At 62.6% G+C, this 16403-nt stretch carries 18 protein-coding genes; 9 read left to right on the top strand and 9 right to left on the bottom strand.

Annotated features, from left to right (window positions below; translation table 11 throughout):
• Positions 1–31: 31 nt before the first annotated feature.
• From SPH52_RS01885 to SPH52_RS01875, 3 genes are all read right to left on the bottom strand, one after another.
• Positions 32–343 carry a hypothetical protein gene (locus SPH52_RS01885; RefSeq protein WP_411793304.1) on the bottom strand — a complete coding sequence of 104 codons (312 nt, stop codon included), beginning with the start codon at positions 341–343 and terminating at the stop codon, positions 32–34.
• Between the two features lie 241 nt (positions 344–584).
• The gene (locus tag SPH52_RS01880) at positions 585–1583 is read right to left on the bottom strand and encodes an NADP-dependent oxidoreductase (protein ID WP_411793303.1); all 999 of its coding nucleotides are present in this window, start codon (positions 1581–1583) and stop codon (positions 585–587) included.
• 44 nt (positions 1584–1627) lie between these two features.
• On the bottom strand, positions 1628–1939 hold the full coding sequence (locus SPH52_RS01875) for a hypothetical protein (protein ID WP_411793302.1): 312 nt from the start codon (positions 1937–1939) through the stop codon (positions 1628–1630).
• A 234-nt stretch (positions 1940–2173) separates the two neighbouring features.
• Here SPH52_RS01875 and SPH52_RS01870 point away from each other — a divergent pair, with 234 nt between their 5' ends.
• Positions 2174–4849 (top strand): AsmA family protein, encoded by a 2676-nt coding sequence (locus tag SPH52_RS01870; RefSeq protein WP_411793301.1) that lies wholly within the window; start codon positions 2174–2176, stop codon positions 4847–4849.
• A 33-nt stretch (positions 4850–4882) separates the two neighbouring features.
• Here SPH52_RS01870 and SPH52_RS01865 read toward each other — a convergent pair whose 3' ends face one another.
• The 3 genes from SPH52_RS01865 to SPH52_RS01855 form a co-directional block, all read right to left on the bottom strand.
• Positions 4883–5221 carry a hypothetical protein gene (locus SPH52_RS01865; RefSeq protein ID WP_411793300.1) on the bottom strand — a complete coding sequence of 113 codons (339 nt, stop codon included), beginning with the start codon at positions 5219–5221 and terminating at the stop codon, positions 4883–4885.
• Between the two features lie 106 nt (positions 5222–5327).
• On the bottom strand, positions 5328–6797 hold the full coding sequence (locus SPH52_RS01860; RefSeq protein WP_411793299.1) for a dihydrolipoyl dehydrogenase: 1470 nt from the start codon (positions 6795–6797) through the stop codon (positions 5328–5330).
• A gap of 92 nt (positions 6798–6889) precedes the next feature.
• Positions 6890–7078 carry a DUF3008 family protein gene (locus tag SPH52_RS01855; protein ID WP_411793298.1) on the bottom strand — a complete coding sequence of 63 codons (189 nt, stop codon included), beginning with the start codon at positions 7076–7078 and terminating at the stop codon, positions 6890–6892.
• A gap of 351 nt (positions 7079–7429) precedes the next feature.
• Here SPH52_RS01855 and SPH52_RS01850 point away from each other — a divergent pair, with 351 nt between their 5' ends.
• The 7 genes from SPH52_RS01850 to SPH52_RS01820 all read left to right on the top strand — a co-directional run bounded on the left by SPH52_RS01850 (position 7430) and on the right by SPH52_RS01820 (position 12985).
• Entirely contained in the window at positions 7430–8740 is a 1311-nt protein-coding gene (locus SPH52_RS01850; RefSeq protein ID WP_411793297.1) for a putative bifunctional diguanylate cyclase/phosphodiesterase, read from the top strand.
• Positions 8741–8835: 95 nt separating this feature from the next.
• Entirely contained in the window at positions 8836–9033 is a 198-nt protein-coding gene (locus SPH52_RS01845; protein WP_411793296.1) for a tautomerase family protein, read from the top strand.
• Between the two features lie 15 nt (positions 9034–9048).
• Positions 9049–9801, top strand: coding sequence for a creatininase family protein (locus SPH52_RS01840; protein ID WP_411793295.1), 753 nt, complete (start codon positions 9049–9051; stop codon positions 9799–9801).
• A 19-nt stretch (positions 9802–9820) separates the two neighbouring features.
• Entirely contained in the window at positions 9821–10660 is an 840-nt protein-coding gene (locus SPH52_RS01835; RefSeq protein ID WP_411793294.1) for an alpha/beta hydrolase, read from the top strand.
• 275 nt (positions 10661–10935) lie between these two features.
• Positions 10936–11391 carry a hypothetical protein gene (locus tag SPH52_RS01830; RefSeq protein ID WP_411793293.1) on the top strand — a complete coding sequence of 152 codons (456 nt, stop codon included), beginning with the start codon at positions 10936–10938 and terminating at the stop codon, positions 11389–11391.
• Between the two features lie 77 nt (positions 11392–11468).
• Positions 11469–11906 carry a phage holin family protein gene (locus tag SPH52_RS01825; protein WP_411793292.1) on the top strand — a complete coding sequence of 146 codons (438 nt, stop codon included), beginning with the start codon at positions 11469–11471 and terminating at the stop codon, positions 11904–11906.
• Positions 11903–12985, top strand: coding sequence for a DUF3618 domain-containing protein (locus SPH52_RS01820; RefSeq protein ID WP_411793291.1), 1083 nt, complete (start codon positions 11903–11905; stop codon positions 12983–12985). The genes SPH52_RS01825 and SPH52_RS01820 overlap by 4 nt, the downstream gene beginning before the upstream one ends.
• Before the next feature lie 61 nt (positions 12986–13046).
• On the opposite strand, the gene SPH52_RS01815 is transcribed toward SPH52_RS01820, so the two are convergent.
• Positions 13047–13769 (bottom strand): YebC/PmpR family DNA-binding transcriptional regulator, encoded by a 723-nt coding sequence (locus tag SPH52_RS01815; protein WP_411793290.1) that lies wholly within the window; start codon positions 13767–13769, stop codon positions 13047–13049.
• Between the two features lie 147 nt (positions 13770–13916).
• Here SPH52_RS01815 and SPH52_RS01810 point away from each other — a divergent pair, with 147 nt between their 5' ends.
• The gene (locus tag SPH52_RS01810) at positions 13917–15101 is read left to right on the top strand and encodes a M24 family metallopeptidase (RefSeq protein ID WP_411793289.1); all 1185 of its coding nucleotides are present in this window, start codon (positions 13917–13919) and stop codon (positions 15099–15101) included.
• Here SPH52_RS01810 and SPH52_RS01805 read toward each other — a convergent pair.
• Complete coding sequence (locus SPH52_RS01805) at positions 15098–15709, bottom strand: glutathione S-transferase family protein (protein ID WP_411793288.1); 612 nt, start codon at positions 15707–15709, stop codon at positions 15098–15100. The two genes, SPH52_RS01810 and SPH52_RS01805, sit on opposite strands and share 4 nt — an antisense overlap.
• A 98-nt stretch (positions 15710–15807) precedes the next feature.
• The gene (gene soxR / locus SPH52_RS01800) at positions 15808–16257 is read right to left on the bottom strand and encodes a redox-sensitive transcriptional activator SoxR (RefSeq protein ID WP_411793287.1); all 450 of its coding nucleotides are present in this window, start codon (positions 16255–16257) and stop codon (positions 15808–15810) included.
• Positions 16258–16403 lie beyond the last annotated feature (146 nt).

The following is a 16403-nucleotide window of genomic DNA, read 5'->3' as shown; positions in this document are numbered from 1 at the left end:
TGGGGCGTTGGTGCAGGTGAGGAGTGTAACTTCAGCGCTGCGGGTCTTCCTCGAACAGCTCGGCCTTTGCCTCACGCATGACGTCTTCGCAGGCAGCCTGGTGGGCGAGCTGGGTCAGTAGGCTCTGGGTCACGGCGAAGCCCTTGCCGAGACAGGTGTCCACATCTTCACGGCTTAAATGAGGAGTCACGTTGTAGTCGATCTTGATCGTTCTGCCACTTCCGTCCAGCTTGTCGGCAAGGCTACGAATGAACCAGGCGAAGCGTCCGCGCCAGCCGCTTGTCTCTTCCATGCCTTCATTTACGCTGAACGTACACTGCCACTCAGGTTTGTAGACTCGCATGAGTATCTCCTGTACTGGCTTGGGTTATGAATGATCGATCGTAATGTTCGGCTCCGCTTCTTCGACAAGACTACGCTTGCAGCATATCAAACTTGTACCGGGCTTTCACTGACTGTGCAGCTTCGCTACGCTTGCCCCTGTTTTTTGGAAAAACGAATCCAAGAGCGTGGTTTCAGAGACAGGACGCTCAACTGTATATCGACCGAATGGGTGAGAACCTGAGTCAAGGACAGGATTTTTTTCAGAGCCTTACCAGCATCTTGCCTCGGTTGGCTCCTTCGAACAGCTTGAGAAAGGCGTCGGGGGTGCGCTCGAGACCTGATTCGATGGTTTCCTCGTAGTCGATCTCACCCCGGGCAACACGCGGGCCGACCTCCTCGAGGAAATGGGGATATTCGGTCCAGTGATCGAAGATGATGAAGCCTTGCATACGGGCGCGCTGGATCAGCAGGTTCGCCAGATTGCTCGGACCTTGCGCCTGTGTTTCGTCGTTGTAGTTCGAGATCAGCCCGCAGATGGCGATACGTGCGCCGACCTTGAGGTTGTTCAGCGCCGCCTCGAGGCAAGCACCGCCAACGTTCTCGTAATACACATCGTAACCGTCCGGGCAGGCTTCCTTGAGGTCGGCGCTCAACTGCCGGGCATCCTTTCCCTTGTAGCTCACGGCACGGATATCGTGCTGCTCCAGCCATTCGAGCTTGTCCACTGCGCCGGCAATGCCGACCACCGTGCCGCCCTTGGCCTTGGCCAGTTGCACGGCGAGCGAACCCACGGCACCGCTGGCGGCGCTGACCAGCACATTGTCGCCTTCGCGCAGGTTGGCAATGCGGTTGAGCCCCGTCCAGGCGGTCATTCCCGGCATACCGAGTACGCCCAGGTAGGCCTGTTCGGGAACCTGCATATCGGGCAGGGGGTCCAGCACCTCGCCCTTGAGCTGGGCGACGTCCCGCCAGCCACCCATGTGGCGTACCTTGTCGCCGGCCTTGAAATGGGCATGACGCGACTCGAGCACCTCGCCGATGGCGGCACCCTCCAGCGGGGCACCCAGCTCGAACGGCGCCACATAGGTCCTGACGCCGCTCATACGTCCCCGCATGTAAGGGTCGACCGAGAGCCAGCTATTGCGGATGCGCACCTCGCCCTCATCCAGTGCGGGTAGCTCTTGGCTGTGCAGCTCGAATAGCTCTCTTGTCGGCGTGCCTTTCGGGTAGTCGCGGATAGTGAAATAACGTGATTGCATGTCGGCTCCTTGACTCGCTGGCATCCTGCGCTACCTGGGAATTTTCAGCGCGGCGGTTCCTGTTCGTACAGCTCGGCCTTGGCATCCCGCATCACGTCCTCGCAGGCGGCCTGCTGCGCCAACTGGTTGAGCAGAGAGTGGGTGACCTCAAAGCCCTTGACCAGGCAGGTGTCGATCTCCTCCGCTGTTACGGCTGGCGCTATATTGCATTCGATTGTCACCGTTCGGCCTTTGTCGTCGAGCCGGTCGGCCCAGTGTCGAATGCGCCAGGCAAGCTTTTCACGCCAGCTCGCCGATACTCCGGCGGTTTCGTTCACGGTAAAGGAGCAGTGCCATTCCGGCTTGTAGATTTTCATACGAACCTCCCGTTCCGGCTGGGAACATCTCGCTATCTTCCTTGTTTGCCGTGGTTAACGGTGGAGATGCCCATATTCCCAGCATAGAAGGTTTATTGGCTGGAGGCAGGTTAGCGAGTGTGAAGGTCGGGTGAGCAAGCGCATACGGGAACGCAAGGCGGCGGCAGGGTTGGACCGATTCCGCTTCTCTGTCCATGGTTAGGATATTGATCAGTCACGACCATGGACGGAACGGTGAACAAGATCGCTCGTCGAATCGCCATGACGCTTGGGGGGATGCTGCTGATATTGGCGGCCGCGGCCCTGTTTCTGGAATCCGCCTGGTTTCGTGGCTGGCTGGAGAATCAGGCCAGCGAACAGTTGGGGCGCGAGGTGGCGATCGGTGATCACGGCATCGATTGGGGCTTGCCACTGACCCTGCGGCTCAACGAAGTGCATGTCGCCAATGCCACGTGGGCTGACGATCCCATGGTTCGTCTCGATGAGCTGTCGGTGACCCTGGATGTGTGGGCCTTGCTTCAAGGCGAGATCGAACTGGAACGAGTCGACATCCGCCAGCCGGAAATGCTTCTGCTGCGCCGTGAGGACGGCACTACCAATATCGATGATCTGCTGCAGGGCGAACCGACCGAGGAGCAGGAGATTCCCCTCTGGCCCCGGGTTTTCAACATTGACCAGGGGCGGCTGATATTTCGCGATGCCGGCCAGGACATTGAACTCGACATCGCTTTCGCCACCCCCGGTGAAAGTGTCGAAGAGCTGAGCCTGGACGTTCGCGGGGAGGGTAGTGCGCAAGGCGAGCCCATGGAGTTTCGGGGCCTGCTGCATCTGGAAATGGAAGAGCGCCGTGGCGGCATCGACGAATTCGAGGCGAGCATGGGCGATAGCCGTCTGAATGGCCGCTTGGCGTTCGACCTGGGGCGCGACGTTCCACGGCTGGCGGCCGAGCTGGAAGCCGATGCGCTCGACCTGGACCGCTGGGGTTTGTTCGAGGAAGCTCGGGCAGACCAAGCCCCCGAGGATGACGCGACGCAGAACGATGAGGAGTGGGATCACGGTGTCGCCCAGGTTTTGGCAGGGCTGGAGGAGTTCGAGGCCTACCTCGACCTGACGCTCGGGCAGCTCCGCTACGCTGGCCAGACCCTGCATGATCTGGCCATTGAGGCGTCTCTGGAGGATGGGCGGCTTTCCATTGCCCGGCTACAGGCGCTACAGCAGGTCGACGAGGAGGCGCCACGATCGTTGAACGTCCAGGGCTGGCTCGAGGTCGATGAGCAGCGCCTGGCCGTCGATCTGCAGGCGCAGTTGGATCGTATCGACCTGACCGCAGCGCTGTCTCCATTCGGGTTTGGTCCACTGGGGACCCTGGATGGCAATCTCAATACGCACGTGGTCGACGGTGGGCTGCTGTTCGAGAATACCGCGCTGGACTACCACGCCCCGCATTGGGGGCTGTCACTCTCGTTCACCGCCGACACCCTCTCCGAGGGCGTGGAGGGGCAGCGGGTGCATCTGGTCGGTGAGGGCAGCTACGAACAGGAGCCCTTTGCCTTCGACTTGCTGGTGGGGCCGTTGCTGGACCTTGCCGATCCCGATAGGCCCTATCCGATAGCCGGCGAGCTTGCCAGCGGCGATACACGGCTATGGGTCGACGGCAGTGCGGTGCAGCCTTTCGCCCTCGAAGCGGTAGAGGGAAACGCTCGCCTCGAGGGACCCAATCCGGCAGCGCTTACCGACCTCACCGGCATCAATCTGCCCGAGCTGCCACCCTACCGTGTCAGTGGCTACCTGCGTTACCAGAATGACCAGCTCGACATCGATGGCCTCGAAGGTGGCTTCGGCGACAGCGATGTGGCCGGTGACGTGCGCATGCACTTCGGTGACCGCCCCCGAATATTGGCGACGCTCGTCTCGCAGCAATTGGAAGCGGACGATCTGTTGCCGATGCTGGGCATGTCGCCGGAAACCGGCACAGGCGAGACGGCCTCGCCCGAGCAGGAGCAGTGGGAAGCGGAGGAGCAGCGCGCGGGGATACTGTTTCCCGACCGCGAATGGAACCTGGAAGCGCTGCGCAACACCGACATCGTGCTGGAGTACGAGGCAGCCGACGTGCAGGCGGAGCACATACCGTTCGAAAACCTGGCGCTCGCCCTGGAACTGGAGCAGGGAGTGATGACGGTCGAACCTCTGCGGTTGGGGCTCGGTGGCGGCCAGGTCAGTGTCTCCTGGATCATGGACGCACGCCAGCCTGTATTGGAGGGCGATCTGCGGCTGGCACTCGACCAGGTCAATCTCAGCGCACTGCTGGACGAGGCCGGCCTGCCCGAGGTGGCCCGCGATACCTTGGGGGTGATCGGTGGTCGCGGCGACTTCCGCTATCGGGGGCGATCCATGCACGAGGTCATGGCCGGGCTCGATGGCGAGCTGGAGCTGGCCATGTCCCAGGGCTGGCTGGACATAATCGCCGCCGAACTGCTGCCGCTCAATGTGGCCAATGCCCTGGTGGCGGCACTCACCGGCGAAGGTCAGGTGCAGTTGGAGTGTACTTACGTGCGTTTCGTTGCCGATAACGGCCTTGCCCGATTGGATGAGTTCTTCATGGCGACGGAGATCGCTCACTTCGAGGGAGCCGGCGCCATCAACCTGGCCACCGAGAGGATAGATCTGGCCTTCGAGGGCCATAATCTCGACCCCACCCTGTTCACCGGAAACTCGCCGGTGGAACTGAAGGGGTCGTTGCGCGAGCCGGAGGTGAACGTCATTACCCAGGAATTGATCGCACGTGGTGCTCTGTCGCTGCTCGGCGCCATCGTTGCGCCGCCTCTGGCAATCCTGCCATGGGTCGACCCAGGCGGTGGCGAGCGGGTCGGCATGGGCTGCGAGCAGGCGCTTGCGGAATTCGAGGAGTGAGGCATTCAGGGCCGTTGACCCTCTAACCCGCGACTACTGTGCCTCGTGCCACGCCTCGTGACCGCAGCTGAGACAGTGGAAGAGCGCCTCGTAGCCGGCGTCGGCCGAACGACGCAGTGTTCCCTTCTGGTAGGTGAAAGAGCGCAGCGAGCAGATCGGACAGCGGATCTCCTCGTGGCGCGGTCCTCTCGGCATCGAGTTCGAGCCGGAGAAATCAGGCGTGCGGGCTGCTTCGGCGATGGCGCTATCGAGCTCCTTGCTCAGCGACTCCGCCAGACGGCGTGCGGCATCGGCCTGGTCGGCTGCGGCGAGTCCGGCCAGCCGCTCGATGTCTTGTTGTACGGCTTTCAGCCGTGAAGCGATATCGGCCATCGGAGTCACCTGCTTACGTTTGCACCCTCGTTCAATCAGCATAACCCGGACTTGCCGATATGCCACGCAAGCGTGCCAGGCGAGAACCGTAGCCGGCTTCAGTTGCCTAGCCCCCAGGACCGTACTCGAGGCAGCGTTCAGTCATCGCAGGTCCCTGCAGCAAGGCACAGTTGAGGTCGCGCAGGGCGCTGCGCAGACCCTCTTCCAGAACCGGATGGTAGAAGGGCATCTCCAGCATGCGCTCGACGCCCATCTTCTGCTCCAGCGCCCAGGCCAGCAGGTGAGCGATGTGCTCTACGCGGGGGCCGAACAGCTCCGCTCCGAGGAACTGGCCAGAACCGTGCTCGGCGTAGAGGCGCAGCATTCCCTTGTTCTGGCGCATCACCACCGCGCGGCCTTGATCCTCGAAAGTGGCTTCCCCCTCGGCGACCCCATCGCAGCCGAAGCGCTGTGTCGCTTCGTCTCGGCTCAGGCCCAGCGTGGCCATCTGTGGCTCGGTGAAGGCGATCGACAATGGCATACTGCGGCGGCCTGCACGGCGCTCGGGGTAGCGGCCGGCATTGTGCCCGGCGATGCGGCCCTGCTGGTTTGCTTCGTGCAGCAGCGGTAGCTCCTGGCTGGCGTCCCCGGCGATGAAGATATGGCTGCCGGTATCCAGATCGTCAGCCTGGCGGCACTGCATGGTGAAGCGGTTGTAGTAGGGCACGCCCTTGTCGTCCAGAGCCAGGCCGGCGTTCTGCAGATCGAGGCGGTCGAGGTTGGGGCGGCGGCCGGTGGCGGCCAGCAGGTAGTCGAAGCGCTCGGTCAGGCGGCGGCCGCTGCCGCGCTCGATGAAGGTTATCGACACCTGCTTTCCGTCATGCTCGATGGCTTCGACCTGCGCCGCCGGGTCAAGGTAGAACTCGTCGTTGAAGGTACGCTCGGCGTAGTCGCGCAGCGCCGGATCCTGGAAGGGGCCGAGCGAGCCGCTCTTGCCGAACATGCGCAGCCGCACGCCCAGGCGACCAAGCGCCTGACCGAGCTCCAGGCCGACGATGCCGGGGCCGAACACGGCTACCGATTCAGGCAGCTCTTCCCATTCGAAGACGGCATCGCTGTCGACCAGACGATCGCCGGCTGAGGCGAGAGCCTTGGGCCAGTGGGGGCGTGAGCCGGTTGCGATGACGATGCTCCGGGCGTGCAGACGCAGGTCATCGCCGACGCGCAGCGTATGCGGATCCTCGAAGCGGGCATGGCCCAGGATACGATTGCCGGATTCGATGCGCTGCATGGAGTCGAGCACGCTCTCGACGAAGGCGTCGCGCTGACGCCTGACGCGAGCCATGACCTCCCGACCGTTGACCTCGACGCCTGCGACCTCGATGCCGAAACCTGCGGCCTCGCGGGCCTGATGGGCCGCCTCGGCTGCGGCAATCAACAGCTTGGAGGGCATGCAGCCCACCCGGGCACAGGTGGTTCCCGGCTCGCCGCCCTCGATGAGCACGACCTCCTCATGGTACTGCCTGGCCGCCTGCCAAGCGCTGAGGCCGGCTGTGCCGGCCCCTATCACGGTGACTTCGACGTTGCGTTCCTGCATCGCTCTCTCCCCGGGCACCAGGCCGTAGACTCGACACTCTGCTTAAGCCTAGTCGCTGCGTGCTGGGCTTCGTCAATGCAGAAGCGAAGACCTCACGACTTACGGTTATGGGTGGGCTTGTCCTTCTGGCTGGTCGAGGCCATTTTCTCGAGTTCTTTCTCGTCCATGGACTCGTACATCTGCTTGGACGCGCCTTCGAGTTCGCCGACCTTCTTCTCACCACGCTTGGCGGCAAGGGCGGCTCCGGCCGCCATTTGCTGAGCTTCTGATTTAGCTGGCATTGTCTGGATCCTTCCTTTCGACATGAGGTGGTTTTACCGATGTTTCATCTTACTGTCGTAAAAACTAGCCTGCAGTGAAGGGATTGGCCGTTTCAGTGTGTTACGAATTTCATGATTGAGTAATAAAAGAGAACGCCGTTCTCTATGTAGGTGGCTGAGAACATAACGAAAATAACTAAATTACGTTTTGAGAGGATTACAAATCCCCTTTTGACTAAGGAGGATTTGCGTGATATCTGAACAGTGCAAGATGAATAACTATAACGACCTGGCGTGAGTTCACTCGGTTATCTAGGGAAAACTTGATTCAGTCTTGACGAATGAATCGCTGTATCGCGGGGAAGGAGTCTCATGCGCCAGCTTGTCATCCAGAGCCGATCCCAGGATCCGGCCAGCCAGTCCTGCCGTGACGATGTCACTGGCCTGACGACACGCCGCCATGCCGAGCATCACCTGGCGTCATTGCTGGTACGAGCCGCCGAGCAAGATACGAAGGTCGCCGTTCTGCATATCGACATTGATCGCTTGAAGGAGATCAACCACTCACTGGGTAGACCCATGGGGGATGCCTGCTTGCGCCTGGTGGCACAGCGGACTACCGAAGTCGTCGACCTCAAGGGCGATGTCAGCCGCCTGGACAGCGATGAGATAATGGCCATGATGCCCGACGTGACAGCCCTGGAGGCAGTCATCCCGGTCGTCGAACGGCTGCTGGAGCGCACCCACCAGCCCATTGAGCTGTCCGGGCGAACCCTCTTTGCCAGCTGCTGCATCGGGCTTGCGCTGTATCCCGATCATGGCGGCACGGTCACTGAATTGATGCGGCACGCCAACCTGGCCAGACGCAAGGCACAGGCCAAGGGTAGCATGCAGTATCGTGTATTCTCGCACGACCTGCTCGACGACGGCCCCGATCGCATTGCGCTGCGCTGTGAGCTTCGCGATGCCTTGGCACGCAGTGAAATGGAGCTGCGCTACAGCCCCGTGCTGTGCGCACGTAGCGGCCAGGTCGTGGCAGTGTCGGCTCAGCCGCGCTGGTGTTCGCCGCGCTTCGGTGTGCTGGAAGCGGCGCAGTGGCTGCCGGCTGCCCGAGACAACGATCAGTTGCAGGAAATATGCCCTTGGGTACTGGCCAGGGCCTGCCGGCATGCCCGCTCCTGGTACGAGGCCGGCTCCGGGCTACGAGTGGTGGTTGGCGTGCCGGCCGAGGGATTGGTGGGCAATGTGCTGGTCGAAAGCGTTCGCGCCGTGCTCGACGAGAGCGGCTTGCCAGCGGGCCTGCTCGAGATCGAGCTGACCGAAGGCGGGCTGATGCAGGATCCCGGTCACGCCGGTGCCGTGCTCGAGCGGCTCAAGGCAACGGGTGTGAGGCTCTCCGTCGACGGTTTCGGCAGAGGCCATTCCATTCTTGGCCACCTCGGCCTGTTGCCCATCGACACGCTCAAGCTCGATGCGCTGTTCATCGATGATTGCCTCGACAATTCGCGGCGTCAGGCGGTCATCCGCTCGGTCATCGGCATGGCGCACGAGCTGGGAGTGCGCGTGGCGGCAAGCGGGGTCGGTTCGCGCCAGCAGGCTGATTTCTTGCGTGAGCAGGACTGCGACCTGTTGCAGGGCAGCCTGTGGTCGCGAATGGAATACAGCGACCCGCCTGCGGAGTAGCTATGCCCGGGCGGGCTTGCAAGCGTGAGGTTGCGGCAGCGTTCCTTTGGGTCGACCATGGGGTATTCCCGACCCCGCCCATGACAGGAGCCGACATGCCCATCGTGACCATCCAGCAGTTCCCCCGTGAGCTGGCGCAGAAGCGCGAGCTGGCGCGCCGTATCACCGAAGCCTTCGTCGAGGTCTACGGCGTCTCCGAGCAGAGCGTACAGGTATTCTTCAACGAAGTGGACGGCGAGAGCTGGGCCAAGGCGGGGATGATGGGCTGCGATAGCAGCGGCGGGCAGGGCTGATCACGAGGAGGCGACATGCGGCTGCAACACGCTACCTGGCAGGAGGTCGAGACCTACCTGCAGCGCGAAACCGGAATTATCGTGCCGATCGGCTCCACCGAGCAGCACGGCCCCAATGGTTTGGTGGGTACTGACGCCATCTGCCCCGAGACGATCGCCTGGGAAATCGGCGAGCGCCACGGGGTGCTGGTGGCGCCGACCCAGAACCTGGGCGTGGCGCAGCACCACCTGGCGTTTCCCGGCACCATCAGCCTGCGCCCCAGCACGCTGATCGCAGTGCTGCGGGATACCGTGACTTCACTGTCTCGCCATGGTTTCACCCATGTGCTCTTCCTCAACGGCCATGGCGGCAACATTGCTACCCTGAGTGCGGCCTTCGCCGAGATCTACGCCGAGCGCAGCATGCGCGCTGGCTCCCAGCCCGCCGGCGAGCTGCACCTGACCACCAGCAACTGGTTCGCCGGCCCTCGGGTGCGTGAGCTGGCCGAGTCGCTCTATGGCGATGCCGAGGGTACCCATGCCACCGCCTCGGAAGTGGCGCTCTCGTGGTTCGCTCGGCCCGAGGCGATCAAGCAGGTGAGCATGTCGCCGCGTATCGCCCCGCGTGGCAGCGCCCAGTGCGACGCCGACGAGTTCCGTCGCCGCTTCCCCGATGGCCGCATGGGCTCGGACCCGAGCCTGGCTAGCGTGGAGCATGGCGAGCGCTTCCTGGAGGCCAGCGTGGCCGATGTGTGGGAGACGTACCGGGCCTTCATCCAACCGGGCTAGCGGCCCAGGGAGCGAGCGTATGCTGCGCGTGATCTCCTCCCTGGCCGGTATCTATGGCCTAGTGGTGCTGCTGGCCTGGTTCTTCCAGGAGCGGCTGCTCTATCTGCCGCACATGGGGCGGGAACATGTTGCCACGCCGGCCGACCGCGGCCTGGCGTGGCAGCAGGTCGACCTGGTGACCGAGGATGACGTAACCCTCGACGCCTGGTGGATTCCCGTCGAGGACGCCCGTGGCCAACTGCTGTTCCTGCATGGCAACGCCGGCAACATCTCCCATCGTATCGACTCGATCCAGCAGTTTCACCGCCTGGGCTTGTCGGTACTGATCCTCGACTACCGTGGCTACGGCCGCAGCGAGGGCAGCCCCTCCGAAGTGGGCACGGCCCGGGATGCCCGGGCCGGCTGGCGCTGGTTGACCGAGCAGGCCGGAGCGTCGGCTGACGAGATCGTGCTGTTCGGACGCTCGCTGGGGGCGGCCGTGGCGGCGGAGCTGGCTGCCTCGCTGGCACCGCAGATCCAGCCGGCCGCAGTGATCCTCGAGTCGCCGTTTCGTTCGGTGCCGGCATTGGGGCAGCAACTCTATCCTTTTCTGCCGGTGCGCTGGCTGGCTACGCTGGATTACCCCACCGAGCGCTACGTGGCGCGTATCGAGGCGCCAGTACTAGTGATCCATAGCCGCAGCGACGAAGTCATCCCTTTCACCGAGGGTGAGGCGGTTTTTCGGGCCGCAAACGAGCCCAAGGAGATGCTTGTCATTCACGGTGGCCACAATACCGGCTTCGTCGTGAGCGAACCGGAGTACTCCTCGGGCATCGGCGATTTTCTCGAACACCATGCCGGCCTTGCCAGGTGGCCTTGAACTCTGCCATTCGACCTGTTCTGACCGGAATGTAGTGCATGTCCCCATGTTGGGCTTTAGGCGATGAAGAGTAATCTTTTTTATCCGCTTTTTGCTTCACTGTTATGCATTCTTCTTCATCCTCTTTAAAGAAATTGACAGGCCTGGCCTGGCTACTATTTTTCGAGTATCAGCCAAATTTGGCGTTTGGATTGGACTGATTGCATGGAGCCCCTTTTGCGGGCGAAATAGCACATGGAAAAACATGGAGATATGGCAAAACATGGAGGTGACAAATGAGCGATACCCCTAGCCGCATGAGTTCGGAGGCAGGTGCTGGTAACGGTAGCGATAAGCATGGTCTCGATCGCGATCAAATCCTCCGCCAGGCCGAAGAGACTCGTGATGAACTGCGCGAGGCGGCCAAAGTGCAGGCCGAGAGCCTGCTTGACCGGCAGAAGGCGGCAGCGGCCGATCAGGCTGAGAAAGTGACCACTGTCCTGCATAAGATGGCCGACGAGTTCGAGCGCCAGGAGCAACCCTACTTTTCCGGCTGCGTGAATGAGCTGGCCAAGCGCTCCGACGCCTTTTCACGCACCCTGCGCGAGCGTGACCTTGAAGCGCTGATGGAGCAGACCCGACATTACAGTCGCCAGCATCCGGCGCTGTTCATGGGAGGAGCGATAGCCGCCGGCTTCATGCTGTCTCGTTTCATGCGTAGCTCCAGCCACAGCAACGTATCGAACCGTTGAGTCGCAGCACCTGAGACGAGAGCGTTGGCTTTCGTTGAGAGAATGCTTTGCCGAGAGATGCAAGGGAGGCGACACCTATGGAAGCGGAAAACAGAGTTCGTACGGGAGAATCCTCGATCGGTTCTCTCTTCTCCAGCCTGGCACGGGAAGTGACCTCACTGGTACGCAAGGAGACCGAACTGGCCAAGGTCGAAATGAGCGAGAAGACCAGCCAGGCGGTGGGCGCTCTTGCATCGATAGCGATCGCCGGCGCGATACTGATGTGCGGCTTTCTGGTGCTGCTTGCCGCTGCGGTCTTTGGCCTCAATACCGTCCTTCCTCCCGAGACTACCCCATGGCTCTCCGCCCTTATCGTCGGCGGGGTCGTGGTGGTGATCGGCCTCATCATGCTCCAGTCGGGACGCAAAAAGCTCAAGCAGGAAAACCTGATGCCGACCCGCACCATGGCGAGCCTACGGCGCGACAAGGCGTTGACCCAGGAGCATGAAGAGGTGGTCAAGGAGGAGCTGAGATGAGCCATGACGGAAGGCGCAGTTCCGACGAGATCGAGGATGAGATCCATCAGACACGGGCACGCCTGGACGAAACCCTTAATCAGATCGAAGCAAGATTTTCTCCTGAGAGGCTTATGAATATGACCTATGACTATCTACGCCAGGGCGGGGCCGACCGGATCGTTTCCAGCCTGGGCAAAACGCTCAGAGACAATCCCCTTCCCGTGATGGTGACCGGTATCGGCTTGGGCTGGCTACTGCTGGCGCAGCGTAGCTCCAACCATGACGACGACGCGCAAGGTCGTTACTCAGGCGGATATCCCGGTTCCACCATGCCTGCCACTGGCATGCGCGATGGCGGTGACATGTCGGGTAGCACGGTTAGCGGTGCCGGAACGACGACCCTCGGCCATGACCCGGCGGCGCTGGGGGCGACACCCCGGCACGGCGACGAGGCGCATGGCCACGGCATGACCCGCAAGGCGCAACAGATGGCCGAGAATCTGCGTGACAGGGCCGAACACCTGGGTGGCCAGGTCAAGGAGCGTACCCAGCATATGGGAGAGCAGATACGCGAGCGCTCCTCCCATCTGCGGGATCGCCAGCATTCCGCCATGCAGGCCGTCACCCATCGCGCACGCGATGCCGGTAGCCAGTCGACCCACTTCGTGCAGGAGCACCCCCTGGTAGCCGGTGCGCTGGGTATTGCCGTGGGGGCGATACTGGGCAGCCTGTTCTCGCCTACCCGCATCGAGAACCGCCACCTTGGTGAGATGCGTGATCGAGCTTTGCATCGCGCCGAGGAGGCCGGTCAGGAACAGCTCGATCGGGCCGAGGAAAAGATCCATGAGACCGCCGAGCGGCTCAAGGAGGAGGCTCGTTCGACGCAAACTTCGCATGCGACGTTACCCAAGACGCCGTCGTCGAATGCTTCGAGCTATGTGGAAAACCCCTCCAGCGAGCAACGCTTTGCCAAGGCCGGCGCTTCCGAGCCGGAGGCTTCCCAGCAGTCCGGCAGCGAAGCGGCCAAGAAGGGCGCCGCCAGTATGCCTGGCGAAAAGCCGACGGGCGGCAGCTCGTCGCCCGCAAAGGGCGATTGACACCGCCTGGATTGCTGCCGAACGATGCGCCGCGCCGGTGATTCCGGCGCGGCGCATTGCGTCAGGATGCCACTTCGGCGCTATGGAAGACGTTCTGCACGTCGTCTAGATCGTTGAGGGCATCGACCAGCTTCTCGAACATGGCCACGTCGTCGCCTGCGATCGGGGTCGTGGTCTGGGGTACGAACTGGATCTCGTCGACCTCGAACTCGATCTCGCCGAAGGCATCGATCAGCGCCTGCTTGGCCTTGGCATACTCGGTATGCGGGGCGAAGACGGTGATATGACCCTCTTCGTTCTCGATGTCGGTGACGTCGACATCTGCCTCCATCAGCGCTTCAAGCACGGCTTCCTCGTCGCTGCTGGCGAAGGCGAGGATGGCGCAGTGGTCGAACATATGGCTGACGCTGCCCGGGGTGCCGAGCTTGCTCTTGGCCTTGTTGAAGCAGGCGCGTACGTCGCCGAAGGTGCGGTTGGGGTTGTCGGTCAGGCAATCGACGATGACCATGCAGTTGCCCGGACCGAAGCCCTCGTAACGGGCCGTTGAGTAGTCCTCGCCGCCCACGCCGCTCGCCTTGTCCAGCGCCTTCTCGATCACGTGGCTCGGCACCTGATCCTTCTTGGCACGCTCCATCAAGCCGCGCAGCGTCAGGTTACCGTTGGGGTCGGTGCCGCCCTGCTTGGCACAGACGTAGATCTCGCGTCCGTACTTGCTGTACACCTTGGTCTTGGCGGCGGCCGTCTTGGCCATGGATTCCTTGCGGTTCTGAAAGGCCCTGCCCATAGCTTATTCCTGTCGAATCGGGTACGAGGCTGGATTCTACGAAACCGGCCTGTTCGGGAACAGCCCTATTTCGCCTCGCCGACGGCTGACGTGATGCGGGTCACGACTACACTGCTCTGAGATTCCCGCAATCGACGGAGCCGTGCCATGGATCATCACCAGTACCGCCATGCCCTGGCGGCGCAGCTCGAGGCCAGTGAGCTGGCCTTTCCCATGGGTGAGTTCGATGCCCGCCTGGCCCGCGTGCGAGACGCCATGCAGGAGGCCGGCTTGGACGCCCTGCTGCTGACGGACCCTGCCGACATCTACTACCTGACCGGCTACAACACCTTCGAGGTCTCGGTACATACCTGCCTCGTCTGCTCCGCCGGGCGGCTGGTACTTCAGGTGCCCTCCATCGAGACCGGGCCGGCGGTGGTCACTGCACGGGTGGACGAGCTGCTGGGCTATCGCTGGGAGGACATCGCCGAGGTGATCGACCCCCTGACCGAGACCCTGGCCCCGTTTCGCTCCATCGGCCTCGACCTTTATGGGGCGGGATTACGTCACGGGGTGCTGCGCGAACTGCAGGCGCGTCTGGGTGTCGAGCGCTTCCGCGACGATGGCGGCGGGCTGCTCGATCGCATTCGCATCGTCAAGAGCGACGCGGAGCTTGCCTGCCTGCGTGAGAGCGCCCGGATCACCTCGCTGGGGATTGCAGCGGCCACGCGGGTCATTGCTGCCGGCATGATGGACAGCGACGTGGCGGCGGAGGGCGCACGCGCCATGTTGGCGGCGGGCAGTGAGTTCATGAGCATGCAGCCCATCGTTACCAGCGGCCGGCGCATCAGCGTGATCCACATGAACCATCAGCGGCATCGCATCGCGCCCGACGAGCCGGTGTTCCTTGAGTTCGGTTCCGCCTACCGGCGCTACACCGCGCCGATGATGAAAACGGTCGTGGCGGGCCGGGCTTCGCCGCAGATGCACCACCTGGGCGATACCTGCCGCGAGATATTCGATGCCCTGACCGATGCCATGCGTACCGGCAACACCTTCGACGCGGCGGCCCTTGCCGCCGAAGCGGTACTTCAGCCGCATGCTGACCAGGTGTTCTTCTCGGGCGTATTCGGTTACGCCGTGGGCGCTCAGTTTCCGCCGAGCTGGGTCGAGGGCAGTGGCTATATTGCCCGTGGGCAGCAGCGCGCATTCGAGACCGACATGGTTTTTCACCTGCCGCTCTGCCTGCGTGTGCCAGGTGTGTGGGGTGTCGGGCTAAGCGATACCGTGCGGGTCACGCCGCAGGGCGCAGAGTCGCTCACCGACAATGACTGGAGGCTGGCTGAAGCCTAGCCCATCGCCTGGTCGTCGAGCGCGGTGGCGCGCCGATAGGCATCGCGATCGCTGACCCGCGCCCAGTAATCGACGAAGGCAGGACACGCTTCCAGGCTACCGAACAGCAACCCCCAGCCGATGTGCGAGCCGAGATAGACATCGGCTGCGGTGAAGCGGGGGCCGGCAATGTATTCGTGCTCGCTCAGTGCCTGTTCCAGAGTTTCCAGCACCGCTTCGATGGTGCCGTAGCCGACCCGGCCCTGCTGCTCGATGTTGGGCTCCATGCCCAGGTCGCGATCCGTCACGGCGGCCTCCAGCGGACCGGCGGCAAAGAACAGCCAGCGGTAATAGGGGCCACGCTCGGTCAGTGGTGGAGCCAGGCCGGCGGCAGGAAAGGCGTCGGCCAGGTAGGCACAGATGGCGGCGCACTCGGTCACCACGGTATTGCCGTGCTGTAGTGCCGGAACCTTGCCCATGGGGTTGATGTGAAGGTAGCCGGGAGCTTTCATGGCTGGGCCGTAGGGAAGGTTCTCGGTGCGGTAGGGCACACCGACCTCTTCCAGCATCCAGCGAGCTATACGCCCACGGGACATGGGATTGGTGTAGAGGACGAGGGTATCGTGCATGGCAGCTCTCTCCTTGGCTCTCACCAAGATAGCAGTTCCTAAAGGGAACGTAGCCGGACGGTTAAACGGTGCCGAGACGAAGGCACTGAATAGATGATTCAATCGGGATCGAGCAGGCGTGGCCCCGTGCCCTCGGCGGCCAGCTCGTCTTCGGGATTGCGCAGCGGGCACTCCCCCATCGACAGGCAGCCGCAGCCGATGCAGTGGTCGAGCTGGTCGCGCAAGTGGGCGAGGCGGGTTATCCGCTCATCCAGGGCGTGCCGCCAGTTCACCGAGAGACGCTGCCAGTCGGCGGCGGTGGGAGCGCGGAAGTCCGGCAGGGCATCGAAGGCGTTACGAATCTCGGCCAGGGTGATGCCGGTACGCTGGGCAACCTTGATGATCGCCACGCGGCGCAGTACGTCGCGGGTGAAGCGCCGCTGGTTGCCGGCATTGCGGCGGCTCTTGATCAGACCCTTGGCCTCGTAGAAATGAATCGCGGAAACCGCCAGTCCACTGCGTTTTGCAACTTCGCCGACGCTGAGGTCGCGCTGGAGGTGAGCCGGCATCTTGCGTCTCCTTGACTGCGGCTGGGGAGACGGTTTTAGCGCTTCGCCAGATGTCTGACAAGTCATGATGACCGATCCTCGTACCATGGGTTTCATATATAAGTGTTATTGATGAAAACAATCACCAAGTTTGATTTTGCATCCAC

Origin of the sequence: Halomonas sp. A29 (assembly GCF_046723295.1) — a bacterium.
GTDB lineage: Bacteria > Pseudomonadota > Gammaproteobacteria > Pseudomonadales > Halomonadaceae > Halomonas.
Note: the sequence above shows the minus strand (reverse complement) of the source record. Positions and strands in the feature narration are given on the sequence as shown.

Excerpts from the sequence above, each read along its gene's own strand:
- SPH52_RS01885 (WP_411793304.1), bottom strand. The coding sequence starts at position 343 with ATGCGAGTCTACAAACCTGAGTGGCAGTGTACGTTCAGCGTAAATGAA.
- SPH52_RS01880 (WP_411793303.1), bottom strand. The coding sequence starts at position 1,583 with ATGCAATCACGTTATTTCACTATCCGCGACTACCCGAAAGGCACGCCG.
- SPH52_RS01875 (WP_411793302.1), bottom strand. The coding sequence starts at position 1,939 with ATGAAAATCTACAAGCCGGAATGGCACTGCTCCTTTACCGTGAACGAA.
- SPH52_RS01865 (WP_411793300.1), bottom strand. The coding sequence starts at position 5,221 with ATGGCCGATATCGCTTCACGGCTGAAAGCCGTACAACAAGACATCGAG.
- SPH52_RS01860 (WP_411793299.1), bottom strand. The coding sequence starts at position 6,797 with ATGCAGGAACGCAACGTCGAAGTCACCGTGATAGGGGCCGGCACAGCC.
- SPH52_RS01855 (WP_411793298.1), bottom strand. The coding sequence starts at position 7,078 with ATGCCAGCTAAATCAGAAGCTCAGCAAATGGCGGCCGGAGCCGCCCTT.
- SPH52_RS01850 (WP_411793297.1), top strand. The coding sequence starts at position 7,430 with ATGCGCCAGCTTGTCATCCAGAGCCGATCCCAGGATCCGGCCAGCCAG.
- SPH52_RS01845 (WP_411793296.1), top strand. The coding sequence starts at position 8,836 with ATGCCCATCGTGACCATCCAGCAGTTCCCCCGTGAGCTGGCGCAGAAG.
- SPH52_RS01840 (WP_411793295.1), top strand. The coding sequence starts at position 9,049 with ATGCGGCTGCAACACGCTACCTGGCAGGAGGTCGAGACCTACCTGCAG.
- SPH52_RS01835 (WP_411793294.1), top strand. The coding sequence starts at position 9,821 with ATGCTGCGCGTGATCTCCTCCCTGGCCGGTATCTATGGCCTAGTGGTG.
- SPH52_RS01830 (WP_411793293.1), top strand. The coding sequence starts at position 10,936 with ATGAGCGATACCCCTAGCCGCATGAGTTCGGAGGCAGGTGCTGGTAAC.
- SPH52_RS01825 (WP_411793292.1), top strand. The coding sequence starts at position 11,469 with ATGGAAGCGGAAAACAGAGTTCGTACGGGAGAATCCTCGATCGGTTCT.
- SPH52_RS01820 (WP_411793291.1), top strand. The coding sequence starts at position 11,903 with ATGAGCCATGACGGAAGGCGCAGTTCCGACGAGATCGAGGATGAGATC.
- SPH52_RS01815 (WP_411793290.1), bottom strand. The coding sequence starts at position 13,769 with ATGGGCAGGGCCTTTCAGAACCGCAAGGAATCCATGGCCAAGACGGCC.
- SPH52_RS01810 (WP_411793289.1), top strand. The coding sequence starts at position 13,917 with ATGGATCATCACCAGTACCGCCATGCCCTGGCGGCGCAGCTCGAGGCC.
- SPH52_RS01805 (WP_411793288.1), bottom strand. The coding sequence starts at position 15,709 with ATGCACGATACCCTCGTCCTCTACACCAATCCCATGTCCCGTGGGCGT.
- soxR (WP_411793287.1), bottom strand. The coding sequence starts at position 16,257 with ATGCCGGCTCACCTCCAGCGCGACCTCAGCGTCGGCGAAGTTGCAAAA.